The organism is Humidisolicoccus flavus, from assembly GCF_045689595.1.
Classification (GTDB): domain Bacteria; phylum Actinomycetota; class Actinomycetes; order Actinomycetales; family Microbacteriaceae; genus Humidisolicoccus; species Humidisolicoccus flavus.
Map to the genome: position 1 here is coordinate 2120523 of NZ_CP142724.1, position 12625 is coordinate 2133147.

Genomic DNA, 12625 nt, shown 5'->3' on the forward strand with positions numbered 1-12625 from the left:
AATGCGCTGGATTCAAGCCTCGCGGAGAGATCTCGCGCGAAAGCCTTCTGCTTCGCCGAGGGGCGCGACCTTGCGCGAATCGCCTATTCGAACGCTCGGCCGAGCGCTCCGAGAATCGGTCGGAACTTCGCCGCCGTCTCGGTGAGCTCTTCCTGCGGATCGCTGTCGGCGACGATTCCGGCTCCTGCGAAGGCGCGAACCCGACCTTCGTGCAACTCGGCACCGCGAAGCGCAATTGCCCACTCGCCGTTGCCGCGCGAATCCATCCAGCCGACTGGTCCTGCGTATCGTCGCCGGTCGATTTGCTCGATGGACTGGATGAGTTCGAGTGCCCGGCTTCGCGGCGTCCCGGCGACTGCGGCCGTCGGGTGCAGCGCGTTCACCAGGTCGAGCATGCGAGTCTGCGCCATCGTGCCGCGCAGGTCGGTCGCCAGGTGCAGCACGTTCGGGAGCTCCAGGACGAACGGGCCCTCGGGTCGGACGTCGATGAGCCCCGCGAGCGCGTCGACTGCGCTGTCAACGGCGAAGGCGTGTTCGCGTTGGTTCTTCAGATTGGTCACGAGTTCCTGTTCAGCACGTGACTGTCCCTGGTGATTCCGGGCAGCGGTGCCCGCGAGCACGCGCGCGTGGAACTCCCCGTGTTCGGCGCGCACGAGCGTCTCGGGCGTCGCTCCGAACACACCGTCGACGGCGTAGGTGATCGCAGTGGGATACGAGCTGTTCAGCGACCGCAGTACGGCGCGAAGATCGGCGTCAGCGGGCCAGCGTGCGCTGAGGTCGCGGGCGATGACGAGCTTTTCCGCTTGGCCAGAAGTGATTGCCGACACCGCGGCTGCGACTGCCGCGGTGTAGGCCTCCGGTCCGATGCTTCCGGGTACGAGCTCGAGTTGCGGTCGTGACTGCAGAGGCGTCGCCTGCGGTTCTGCCGGCGCGGCTTCTCCTGCGATTTGGACCTTTGTCATCCAGTGGAAGTCACCGCGCGTCCCGACGACCACTTTTGGAACGAGGAGTGTGCTCTTGGCGGACGAGTCCGAGGCGAAGCTCATCGCTCCAAACGCCGTGAGCCCCGTTCCAGGGGTGTCGTAATCGCCGTTCTCCTGGCTCTGATCGCACAGCGAGTCCCACGTCGAAGCTGCGTCGAGAATCCTGTCGGCGCCAGAGAAGTCGGCGCGAAAGGCCGTCCCGATTCCGATCACCCCGTCGGAGCCGCGCATGAAGGCGAGCGGGGCTTGACGTTGGAGAAGTGCGAAGAGATCTGGTCGCGAAATGGCATGCGTGGTTGCGGTCAGTCGAGGCAAATCTCTCACTGTCGAAGCCTACGACTCATCCACGCGCATTGCTCGCACTCTAGAATCGATGGTGTGAGCAAGGCAGGAATGGACAAAGAGCCAGAAGAGATCGCTGGCATGTTCGACCAGACCGCATCGCGATACGACATCGCGAACTCGGTCCTGGCGGTCGGCAACGACCGACTCTGGCGACTCCAAATGACGCGAGCGGTCAACCCGCTTCCGGGGGAACGCATCCTCGACGTCGCGGCAGGGACCGGCGCATCAGGCGCTCCAATGGCCAAGGCAGGGGCGTTCGTCACCGCGCTCGACTTCTCCGCGGGAATGATCGAAGTCGGCAAGCAGCGCCACCCCGAACTCGAATTCATCGAGGGCAGCGCTGAAGATCTGCCCTTCGAGTCGGGATCCTTCGATGCCGTCACCATTTCCTTCGGTCTCCGAAACGTGCAGGATCCACACCTCGCGCTCAGCGAGTTCTTCCGTGTCCTGAAGCCGGGCGGCCGAGTCCACATCTGTGAATTCTCAAAGCCTCCGATTGCACTGATTCGCTCCGGGTCTTCTGCGTACATCAAGAAGTTCATGCCGCACATCGCCAAGCTCATCACGAAGAACCCAGAAGCCTACGAGTACCTGGTCGATTCGATTGAGGAATGGCCGGACCAGCAGAGTCTCAGCAAGTGGTTGCGAACCGCAGGCTTCACGCGGGTCGCACACCGAAACCTGACGTTCGGCGTCGTTGCGCTGCACCGTGGTCGCAAGCCAACCGAGCAGACCATGCAAATGGAGCAGGTCTCGTTCGATGAAGAGACAAAGCAGACAGGAAATTAAGGTGGCACGAGACACCGTTCGTGTCGCGGAAGCCTTCGGGTTCACCGACCGACTCTTCAGCACTCCCGAGGAGCGCCGATCCCTGCGCTCCCTCGAGGACGGCCTCGACCTCGTCGAGCAGCGCATCACGACGCACGCCCAGTTCGCTGACCCCGTCGTGGACGGGGTAACCCGCTACCTCACCGAGGCCGGTGGAAAGCGCGTCCGACCCATGCTCGTGCTGCTCGCAGCGCAGCTCGGCGACGGTGTCACGAACCCGGTGATCGACGCCGCAGCCGCCATTGAGATCACGCACCTCGCGAGCCTGTACCACGACGACGTCATGGACGAAGCGGCAACGCGTCGTGGCGTCCCGAGTGCGCACACAGTGTGGGGGAACTCGGTAGCGATCCTCGCAGGTGACCTGCTGTTCGCTCGCGCCGCAAACCTTTTCGCACCGCTCGGTCTCGAGGCTGCGCGGATCCAGGCGCAAACCTTTGAACGCCTTTGCCTCGGACAGATGCGCGAGACGCTCGGCCCGGGTGATGCCGATCCCGTCGAGCACTACATCGGCGTGCTGCAAGACAAGACCGGCTCGCTCATTGCCGCTTCCGCAGAGCTCGGCGTCCTCCTTTCGAACTCCGACCCTGCGTACCGCGCACCGTTGCGTGCCTACGGCGAAGCGATCGGAGTCGCCTTCCAACTCGTTGACGACGTGATCGATCTCGATCTGACGAACGACACCGGTAAAGACGCAGGCAACGACCTGCGTGCGGGCGTGCCGACGTTGCCGCTGCTGCTCCTGCGCCAGCAGGAGGGCGACGACTCAGCGCTCGTGCGGTCGCTCACGAACTCAAGTGAAGACGAAACCTTCCGCAGCGCTGTTGCTGCACTCGCCGATCACGAGGCGACGGCGGCGACGCGACGTGAAGCCGAGCGCTGGCAGCAGCGAGCGCTCGCAGCCCTCGAACCACTTCCCGTAGGCCCTGTGCGCCGCGGTCTGACCAAGTTTGCAGAGAGCGTCGTCGAACGACGCGCCTGAACAAAGGAGAAAGCAGTGGGCGAATTGCCCCTTCGGATTGCAGTCGTCGGGGCAGGACCCGCCGGTATTTACGCTGCCGACATCATCAAGAAGACCGCGGAACGCGAGGTCTCGATCGACCTGTTCGAGCACCTTCCCGCTCCCTACGGTCTCGTTCGTTACGGCGTCGCACCAGACCACCCACGGATCAAGGGCATCGTCAACGCACTGCGTGACGTGCTCGAATCGGGTGTCGTTCGCCTGTTCGGCAACGTGCACTACGGCAAGGACATCACCCTTGATGACCTCCGCGAGCACTACAACGCCGTGATCTTCGCGACCGGTGCGACGAAAGACGCTTCGCTGGAGATCCCGGGCATCGATCTCGACGGTTCGTATGGTGCCGCCGACTTCGTGTCGTGGTTCGACGGACACCCGGACGTGCCGCGCGAATGGCCGCTCGAAGCAGAGTCGATCGCTGTCATCGGCAATGGCAACGTCGCGCTCGATGTCGCGCGCATGCTCGTCAAGCACGCCGAAGATCTCCTCCCCACCGAGGTGCCGCCGAACGTGTACGAGGGGCTCGCGGCTTCGCCCGTGACCGACGTGCACGTGATCGGCCGCCGTGGACCACTCGGAGTGAAATTCACGCCGCTCGAACTCCGCGAGCTCGGTGAACTCCGCGACGTGGACATGATCGTCCACGAAGAAGACTTCGGTATCGACCCGAACGAGGAAGAGCTCAAGCGCAACAAGCAGATCATGGTCATCGACCGGATCCTCGGTCAGTGGCGTCAGCGCGAAGTCGGGCAGGCGTCTCGCCGCCTCCACCTGCACTTCTGGTCTCGTCCGGCGGAAGTGCTCGGTGATGGCAAGGTCGAAGGCCTCCGCCTCGAGCGCACTCGCGCCACCGGCGACGGGCTCGCGAACACGGGTGAGTTCAAAGACATCCCCGTGCAGGCCGTCTACCGCGCAGTCGGGTACGCCTCTTCGCCGCTGGCAGATTTGCCGTTCGACGAGTACCGTGCCGTGCTCCCGAACCGTGAAGGCCGAGTGCTCGATGGTGCCGACCACATTCCTGGCGTGTATGCGACCGGCTGGATCAAGCGCGGTCCGATCGGTCTCATCGGTCACACGAAGTCGGATGCGATGGAAACCATCAAGAACGTGCTCGAAGACGAAGCCACCTGGTGGACGCCGTCTTCACAGGACGAGGACGACATCGTGCGACTGCTCGACTCGCGAGGCGTGCAGTGGATCGACATCGCAGGCTGGGGCCGACTCGACGCGCATGAGCGCAATCTCGGTGAACCCGAGGGCCGCGAACGCATCAAGGTGGTTCCTCGCGAAACCATGATTCAGGTGTCGCGCGAACAGTAGTTCTGCGCACACCGTTCGCAAAACGCCGCGCTCGTCACTGTGACAGGCGCGGCGTTTTCCGTGCTGCGAGTGCCTACTGGAGCGACGAGGTGAGGCGCGCGACGTTGTCGAGCACCTTGCTCCGTCGTGGGCGCTGCATCCACTCGTCCAGGTCGACGTTGATCGAGTGCGCACGGTAGTCGTCTTCGACTTTGCGGAGCTCGTTGACGAACTCCGAGCCGCGAATCATGACCGACACCTCGAAGTTCAAAGTGAACGAGCGCTGGTCGAGGTTGCTCGAACCGATCACGGCGACCTGATCGTCGATCGTGATGTGCTTGGAGTGCAATACGACGGGGGAGCGGTAGAGCGTGATCTTCACCCCCGCGCGGAGCAGCGTCTCATAGTAGGAGCGCTGCGCGTGGTACGCGACTGGTTGATCCCCGATCTCACTTGCGAAGAGTTCGACGTCAACGCCCCGCATCGCGGCGGTCGTCAGCGCGTACAGGATCGAGTCGTCCGGAATGAAGTACGGACTCACCACGACGATGCGCTCTCGGGCGTTGTACAGCAGCGACGCGAAGAGCCGGAGGTTGTTCTCACCCTCGAACCCCGGGCCACTCGGAACGACCGAGCATTCGAACGTGCCAACCTCATCAGCGATCGACAGCTCGTTGGTCGCAAGGAGCTCGTTCGTCTCCGCCCACCAGTCGGCAATGAACAGTGCTTCAATCTCTTGCACGACCGGGCCGCGGAACTCGACCATGAGGTCTTGCCAGTGCAGTCCTCGGCGGATGTTCGCGGGCTTGAGGTAGCTGGGGTCGATCATGTTGAGTGAGCCGGTGAAGCCGACCTTGCCGTCGACGACGACGAGCTTGCGGTGGTTGCGCAGATCGGGGCGCTGCCACTGCAAACGCCACGGGCGCAGCGGCAGCATGTCGTGCCATTCGGCACCCATCGCGTCGAGGCGAGCGATCGTCTCTTTTCTCCGTGGATACCGAACGCTCGTGATGTGGTCGACGAGGACGCGAACAGTCACTCCGCGCGCGGTGGCGCGGTCGAGGCTTGCGAAGAACGGTTCGGTGACGTCATCGGCCACGATCAGATAGAACTCGACGTTGACGCTGTGCTTTGCCTGGTCGATCGCTCGAACCATCGCTTCGATGATTGAGACATTGTCGGGCAGAATTCTCGCGCTGTTGCCGTCGATGAGCGGCATTGCTGACAGGCGTCGGTTCAGCGCGACGACGCCGGGCATCCAGTCGGGCCAGTCGGGCTCCGGTGCGGCGTCCTCGATCTCACTGGTTGCAACCGCGATGAGGCGATCGAGTGCATCCATCTTGCGCCGACGTCCGCGAGGAAGTGTCGTATGCCCGAGCGTGATGAACAGCAGCAGCCCGAGGTGCGGCTGGATCATGATCGCCAAGAGCCAGGCCGTTGCAGCCGCGGGTCGGCGGTTATACGGAACGGTTAAGACGGCGACAATGCGCAACGCAATATCGCTCGCGAAGTAGAGCCACGTCAGTATTTGCCCGATGAGGCCCCAGTCGGCCATCCCTAACGGAAGTTCACGAACTGCAGGTCGATGTCGAGATCAGCGCCCTTGAGCAGCTTCATCGTCGCCTGGAGGTCGTCACGGCTCTTCGAGGTCACACGAAGTTCGTCGCCCTGGATCTGCGATTTCACCGACTTAGGTGCTTCTTCGCGGATCAGCTTCGAGGCCTTCTTCGCGTTCTCCGAGGAGATGCCGTCCTTCAGGACGATTTCGACTCGGAACTCTTTGCCAGAAGGGTAGGGCTCGCCGGTTTCGAGCATCTTCAGCTCGATGCCCCGCTTGATGAACTTCGACTGCACGACATCGAGCACGGCCTTCACGCGTTCTTCGGAGGCTGCCTTGAGGAGGATTTTTTCACCGCTCCACTCAACGCTCGCACCGACGCCCTTGAAGTCGTAGCGCTGCTCGACTTCTTTTCGCGCCTGGTTGACGGCGTTCTCCGCCTCCATCTTGTCGACGCGGCTTACAACATCGAATGAGGAATCTGCCATGAACCAAGTCTACGGGTTTGATCGTTGGCTTTGGCTGCGATCTGGGGTGGGCTGTGAGGCCACGGGGCGACGCTTCGGATGGAACTGTCCGGCCACGAGCAGGACGGCGACGAACACGAGGGGAACGAGCCATCCGCTCCACCCGAGCACGGTCGCTTGCGTCGTGTCGATTCGTTGGCCCGCCATCGCGAAGATCAGGTAGGTTCCGGCGGCTCCATTGAACGCTGCGTGCGCGAGCGCCGCGGGCCAGACGGATTCGGAACGCAAGCGGAGCCATCCGAAGACCGCGCCGAAGACAATGCACATGCCGATCATCGCGGTCACGCCGAGCCAACCGGGGACCCCCGGATAGTTGTAGCCAAGGAGGACGAGGGGTGCGTGCCAGAGCCCCCAGACCACGCCAGAGATGAGCAGCGCGGGGACCGTGCCCAGTGGCATCAGCTTCGGAAGGAGCCAGCCCCTCCAGCCGAGTTCCTCGCCGAGCGCTGGAAGGAGATTGATGAACGCGGCGAGCGGCAGGATCGCGAGTTGGAGCACGACGAGCGCCTCAATCGAGAGTGGGAGTTCGTCGAGCCCGACCGAGCCCGCTCCAGCATTCAGAATCTGCTGGAACCCGGAGAGGTTTGCGAAGTCGGCTGGGTATACGCCGAGGAGCGCGCCGACGGGGAGTGCGAGGAGGGCGAGCGCAATCGGCACGAAAATGCCGAGCAATGCGTAGCCGATGAAGCGACCGACCGGCCGCAGCGGCCAGAGCCCCAAGGTGTGGGCCTTGTGCGGTGCGCGTTCGACGAAGAACACCACAAGGAGTGCAGCAATCGTGGGAGTCGTCATCATCGCCACAGCGACGATCGGAAACAGCGGGCTCGCGAGGCCTCCTCCGAACCAGAGCGGCAGGGCGAAGAGCCACGAGAGCGCAAAGGCGATTGCAAGGAAGATCAGGATGGGACGCAGTGCGACTCGGCGATCAGCGTACTCCGGGTGCGATTGCGCGGGCGCGGTGCCGCGTGCGAACTCTGTGGTCATGATGCGTGTGCCTCAAGAATGTGGAGGCCGGCGATCGAGGTGTCGTCGCGGAAGACGATTCGCGCGATGTACTCGCCTGCCTCAAAGGACAGTGGTGTGTTCGTGATCGTGACATCGCCGGCGCGCATCGCGGCTGGCTCGCCATGAGACTCGAATGCGCCTGCGAGGCCAATGATTTGCGCCCAGGCTGCAGCGAGCATGTCTTCGGAGAGTCCCGCACGCATGGTTGCGTCGAAGTGCTCGGTCACTTTCGGCCATTGCGCTCCGGAGAGGTCGCTGATCACGGATGACGCCAGGTCGCTCGCGCCGGCCAGTGGGGTGGTGTTCATGGGTTCTCCCGTTCGAGGGTCGATCGGTTTTCCAAAGCGCTGGAATGCAGCTTGTCGGCTGACACCGAGTGCGTCTCCGATGACCTGCCATGTTGCGCCGTCGTTGCGTGCCTGTTGGACGACGGTATGGACGACATCGTCGGCGCTCGCCTGAATTTCCATTGCTCGCTCGATTGCCGAGCTCCATTGGTCGTCGCTGTGCAGTACTTGCACCGCCAGGAGTTCCTGCGTCCGCGTCTGCAAAGCACGAATTGCGTCTGTCAACCGATCTTGCATGTGTAAACAATATCTTTACGTCGATGGAGCACGCAATGTCCAGAAGGGTTTGCTTGGCTGCCAATGTTTCGGGCAACAAAAAAGGCCTCTCGCTCCGTTTCGGAGCCAGAGGCCTTCGCTGTGGCGGGTGAGGGATTCGAACCCCCGTAGGCGTTGCCAGCTGATTTACAGTCAGCCCCCTTTGGCCGCTCGGGTAACCCGCCATTGCCACATGGGCAAAAGCCAGAATACACAAGTTCAGAGGGGGTCATTGACCATCCGTCGAAATTCTCCGCCCGGGGCGCGGGTTCGGTGAGCGTGCAGCAACGCTCGTAGGCTGAGGTTCGTGACCAGTCTTCTGAACCTCGCAACCACGATCGCCACCGATGCCGCAACCTTCATTCGCGAACAGCGCGCGAAAGGCGTCAACGTTGCTGCAAGTAAATCGAGCCTCACGGACATCGTGACCGAAACCGATCAGGCGAGCGAGCGCATGGTCGCCGAGGCGATCATGCAGGCGCGGCCGAACGATTCGCTGCTTGGTGAAGAAGGGTTGTCGCACCAGGGTTCGAGTGGTCTGACCTGGATCATCGACCCGATCGATGGCACCGTCAACTACTTCTACGACATCCCGACCTATGCGGTGAGCATCGCGGTGGTGGAAGGCGACGCTGATCCGCAGTCATGGACTTCGCTTGCGGGTGCGGTCGTGAACGCGCCGCTCGGAGATGTGTTCGCAGCTGCTCGCGGCGAGGGCGCGACGCTCAATGGGCGAAGCATCGCGCCGACGGGCGAAACCCGACTCGAGCAGTCGCTGCTCGGAACGGGATTCAGTTACGAGCCAGAACGACGTGCGCGGCAGGGAGTGGTTGTCGCGCAAATTCTGCCGCGGGCTCGTGATCTCCGACGCATCGGTTCCGCCGCGCTCGACATCTGTTTCGTCGCGTCCGGCCAATTCGACGGGTATTGGGAGCGTGGCTTGAAGCCGTGGGACTTTGCTGCGGCCATGCATATTGCCGAGGAGGCCGGCGTCGAGGTGCGCGGGCTTCGCGGAGACCGCGCAGACGGACGGTTGCTTATGGCGGGATCCGCTGGACTGCTCGATACGCTCGAGCCTTTATTGCTGGAGTTCAAGGCTGACGAAGCCTGAGGTGCGTCTGGGTGAACGGGCTTCACATAGAGTGCTCGAAACTTAGGTCTCACCTATGAGAGGTGGCGACTTCGTTACCTCTGCGTTATATTAGCCAGGTTCGTGATTCCCGAGAGAGTCCCGAGAATGAGATAAATTTGAGGCTGGATTTCCAGCGACGAGTGTGAAGGCATTGATCGAGTGAGTGCAGGTATCGGGAGCGAGTCAGCATCGGCTGTACCGCTCAACCGACGCACCGCCCGCCTCCGCTCCGCTGCCACTGGCGACACCGATTCATCAACGCAAGGTCACCGTATTTCTTCTTCGTTCGTTCCAAGTTCCACTCCTGATGCAGGCGCACCGTCACTCGTGTCGCCGACGCAGGTGCCGATGACGCGCAAGCAACTGCGCGAGCTCCAGGCTCGTCGTGCTGCCGAATCCGGCGATAGCGTTCCATCTGCAACCGACCAGGCCACCGCGCCCGGGGCCCCTGCTGCAGTTGCTCCTTCGGCTGTCCCGGCGGCGCAGGCAGCTCCTTCGGTTCCCGTTGTCTCGTCTGGTCCGCTCTTCGAAAGCCGCCGTGCCATTCGCCTCGCAGCGACAAAGGCTGCGGCAGAGCTGCCTGTCACCCTGTCGGCTGATCTCGCGCCGGGCACCGATTCAATCGTGATGCCAGCGCCTGCCGTTGCAGCGGCCGACGGAAAGAACCGCGCTGCTCGCCGCGCAAACGCTCGCGCAATCGTCGCGCGCCGCGCACGCGAGACATCGGTCAGCACCCACGCTCCACGAAGCACGGGCCCGAGCAAGGTTCGAGTTGCCTTGCAGCGCCTCTCCGCGGCCAGTGCGCTCCTGTTCGTCGGCAGCATGGTCGTCGTCACCTCGCTTCCCGCGCAGGCAATGCAGACGCCCGAGCAGGCTGCTGAAGTCATCAACACGCAAGACCTGCAATCGGTTTCCGTCGCTGACTCTGCAACCGCGAGTGTCGCAAGCACCGAGAGCTTCGAGATCCTCGCTCCCGAATTCGCCGCCGCACTCAGCCCAGAAGAGATGGCTCGACTGCAGACGATCGCGAACTCGCAGACGGCCGGCAGCACGAGCAATGGCACGAGCGCCTTCCCGAAGGTCTGGGCCGAGCTCGAGACCAGCTACACGCAGTCGCCGTTCCCGCAACTCGAAACAGTCCGCACGACGAGCCCATTCGGTGCTCGTCCGGGAGGATTCCACGGTGGCGTTGACTTCGCACCAGGGCTCGGCACCGAGATTCACCCCATTGCAAATGGTGTCGTGAGCAAGGTGTTCCAGGGCAACAACCTCGGCGGCTACGTGGTCTGGGTCGACCACAACATCGACGGTGAGTTCTTCCAGTCCTGGTATGCGCACATGATTCCCGGTTCGATCAACGTGGAGGTCGGCGAAGTCGTCGACATCAACTCTGTGGTCGGCCTCGTCGGCAGCAGCGGAAAGTCAACGGGCCCGCACCTGCACCTCGAGATCAAGAACGACAACTGGGTTTCATTCGATCCCGTTCGTTGGCTTGCAACGCGCCAGCAGGTGCTCGAGCCGTAACGAGGTCGAGCGTTCAGGCATGAAGAAAGCCCCGTGAATGTTCACGGGGCTTTCTTCGTGCCTTGAGCGCTTTAGTTGCGGACCCAGACGGTCTGGTCGGCGTGCACGAGCCCGTCGACGATTGGTGTCGAGGCGAGCACGACCTCTCCCGACGGCGCGGCGACGGGTTCGCCGTCAACGTTCGCAAGAACGGTGATCGCACCGTTCGTGAACTGCAGCGTGCCCGCAGCGGCGTCGGCCCAGGTGACCGCGCCTGCTCCGAGACGGTGCTCGGCGCGGAGCGCGAGTGCGGACTTGTACATCGAGAGGGTCGACTTCGGGTCGTTCTTCTGGAGGTCGCGAGCGTGCGTGCCGAAGATCGCAGGCTGTGGCAGCCAGGTCTCGCCGGTGCTGTTGAAGCCGTACGCGGGTGCCTCTGATTCCCAGGGGAGCGGAACGCGGCAGCCATCGCGACCATAGAGTTCGCCGTTCGTGCGGCGGAACGTCGGGTCCTGTCGCTGCTCGGGCTCGATCTCGGTGACTTCTGGGAGTCCGAGCTCCTCGCCCTGGTAGAGGTAGGCGCCACCGGGCAGCGCAAGCATGAGCGCGGTCGCCGCGCGTGCGCGGCGTTCACCGATCACGGGGTCTGCCTTCGATTCGCTCTCTGGTCCGATGCCAGCGCCCTGTGGTGGCGGTGGCACGAGGGCGAGTCGGGTTGCGTGACGGATCACGTCGTGGTTCGAGAGCACCCATGTGCTCGGGGCGCCGACCGCACCAAATTCCTTGAGCGAGTTGTCGATGACATCGCGAAGCTCGGCGGCATTCCACGGGGTTTCGAGGTATCCGAAGTTGAACGCCTGCTGCATCTCGTCGGAGCGCACGTAGCGAGCGACCTTCGAGAGCGGGTGCACCCAGGCCTCGGCGCACAGGACGCGATCGCCCTCGTACTCGTCGAGGACCTTGTGCCAGCGTCGGTAGATCTCGTGGACGCCTTCCTGGCCGAAGAAGGGGGACTCCATCGATCCGCCCGTGCCCTCCATCGTCGAGTAGTCGATGTCGGGGAGCCCTGGCGACTTGATGTTGCCGTGCGCTACGTCAACGCGGAAGCCGTCGACGCCACGGTCGAGCCAGAATCGCAGAACGTCGACGAACATGTCGCCGATCTCTGGGTTCTCCCAGTTGAAGTCCGGCTGTGAGGAATCGAAGATGTGCAGGTACCACTGGCCGGGAGTGCCATCGGCTTCGGTGACACGGCTCCAGGCTGGGCCGCCGAACACGCTCTTCCAGTTGTTCGGCGCTTCGCTGCCGTCGGCGCCCTTGCCGTCGCGGAACATGTAGCGCTCGCGCTCTGGGGAACCGGGTGCGGCAGCCAACGCTGCCTGGAACCATTCGTGTTCTTCTGAGGAGTGGTTCGGGACGAGGTCGATGATGACGCGCAGGCCGATGGCGTGGGCGGTTTCGAGCATCGAGTCGAAATCGGCGAGTGTCCCGAAGAGCGGGTCGATGTCGCAGTAGTCGGAGACGTCATACCCGGCGTCGTGCTGCGGGGATTTGAAGAACGGGCTGAACCAGACGGCGTCGACGCCGAGGTCTTCCAGCTCGGGAAGTCGCGAGGTGATGCCGGCGAAGTCGCCGATCCCGTCGCCGTTCGAATCCGCGAAGCTGCGCGGGTAGACCTGGTAGATGACGCTCGAGCGCCACCATTCTGAACCTTGCGGTGTCTGTGAAGAAATCGACATGAACAAAAGCGTATCGGGCGTATTTGCGAGCCAGAGAACGTCACGCGGTAGGACTCGACATGCGTTGTGTTCTAGACTTATCG

Annotated in this window: 11 protein-coding genes and 1 tRNA gene; 5 read left to right on the plus strand and 7 right to left on the minus strand. The window is 63.0% G+C overall.

What is annotated here, in order from left to right:
• Positions 1 to 83 precede the first annotated feature (83 nt).
• Positions 84 to 1307: an isochorismate synthase gene (locus tag U2H20_RS10195; RefSeq protein WP_430592176.1), complete on the minus strand. Its 1224-nt coding sequence runs from the start codon at positions 1305 to 1307 to the stop codon at positions 84 to 86.
• A 54-nt stretch (positions 1308 to 1361) separates the two neighbouring features.
• Here U2H20_RS10195 and ubiE point away from each other — a divergent pair, with 54 nt between their 5' ends.
• Genes ubiE through U2H20_RS10210 form a run of 3 tightly spaced genes read left to right on the plus strand, consistent with a single transcriptional unit; the run spans position 1362 to position 4497 of the window.
• Positions 1362 to 2117: a bifunctional demethylmenaquinone methyltransferase/2-methoxy-6-polyprenyl-1,4-benzoquinol methylase UbiE gene (gene ubiE / locus U2H20_RS10200; protein WP_430592177.1), complete on the plus strand. Its 756-nt coding sequence runs from the start codon at positions 1362 to 1364 to the stop codon at positions 2115 to 2117.
• Positions 2089 to 3138, plus strand: a complete 1050-nt coding sequence (locus tag U2H20_RS10205) for a polyprenyl synthetase family protein (protein WP_430592178.1) — start codon at positions 2089 to 2091, stop codon at positions 3136 to 3138. The genes ubiE and U2H20_RS10205 overlap by 29 nt, the downstream gene beginning before the upstream one ends.
• Before the next feature lie 15 nt (positions 3139 to 3153).
• Positions 3154 to 4497, plus strand: coding sequence for an FAD-dependent oxidoreductase (locus tag U2H20_RS10210; protein ID WP_430592179.1), 1344 nt, complete (start codon positions 3154 to 3156; stop codon positions 4495 to 4497).
• A 73-nt stretch (positions 4498 to 4570) separates the two neighbouring features.
• Here the strand turns inward: U2H20_RS10210 and cls are convergent, their stop codons facing one another.
• The 5 genes from cls to U2H20_RS10235 all read right to left on the minus strand — a co-directional run bounded on the left by cls (position 4571) and on the right by U2H20_RS10235 (position 8353).
• On the minus strand, positions 4571 to 6031 hold the full coding sequence (cls, locus tag U2H20_RS10215) for a cardiolipin synthase (protein ID WP_430592180.1): 1461 nt from the start codon (positions 6029 to 6031) through the stop codon (positions 4571 to 4573).
• A gap of 2 nt (positions 6032 to 6033) precedes the next feature.
• Positions 6034 to 6522, minus strand: a complete 489-nt coding sequence (locus tag U2H20_RS10220) for a YajQ family cyclic di-GMP-binding protein (RefSeq protein ID WP_430592181.1) — start codon at positions 6520 to 6522, stop codon at positions 6034 to 6036.
• A 9-nt stretch (positions 6523 to 6531) separates the two neighbouring features.
• The gene (locus U2H20_RS10225; RefSeq protein ID WP_430592182.1) at positions 6532 to 7545 is read right to left on the minus strand and encodes a CPBP family intramembrane glutamic endopeptidase; all 1014 of its coding nucleotides are present in this window, start codon (positions 7543 to 7545) and stop codon (positions 6532 to 6534) included.
• On the minus strand, positions 7542 to 8150 hold the full coding sequence (locus U2H20_RS10230; protein ID WP_430592183.1) for a DUF3887 domain-containing protein: 609 nt from the start codon (positions 8148 to 8150) through the stop codon (positions 7542 to 7544). The genes U2H20_RS10225 and U2H20_RS10230 overlap by 4 nt, the downstream gene beginning before the upstream one ends.
• A 121-nt stretch (positions 8151 to 8271) precedes the next feature.
• A tRNA-Tyr gene (locus tag U2H20_RS10235) sits at positions 8272 to 8353 on the minus strand.
• A 122-nt stretch (positions 8354 to 8475) separates the two neighbouring features.
• On the opposite strand from U2H20_RS10235, the gene U2H20_RS10240 reads away from it, so the two are divergent.
• The gene (locus U2H20_RS10240) at positions 8476 to 9279 is read left to right on the plus strand and encodes an inositol monophosphatase family protein (RefSeq protein ID WP_430592184.1); all 804 of its coding nucleotides are present in this window, start codon (positions 8476 to 8478) and stop codon (positions 9277 to 9279) included.
• Positions 9280 to 9648: 369 nt separating this feature from the next.
• On the plus strand, positions 9649 to 10824 hold the full coding sequence (locus U2H20_RS10245; RefSeq protein ID WP_430592185.1) for a M23 family metallopeptidase: 1176 nt from the start codon (positions 9649 to 9651) through the stop codon (positions 10822 to 10824).
• Between the two features lie 71 nt (positions 10825 to 10895).
• On the opposite strand, the gene U2H20_RS10250 is transcribed toward U2H20_RS10245, so the two are convergent.
• Positions 10896 to 12542 carry a glycoside hydrolase family 13 protein gene (locus U2H20_RS10250; RefSeq protein WP_430592186.1) on the minus strand — a complete coding sequence of 549 codons (1647 nt, stop codon included), beginning with the start codon at positions 12540 to 12542 and terminating at the stop codon, positions 10896 to 10898.
• Between the last annotated feature and the right edge of the window lie 83 nt (positions 12543 to 12625).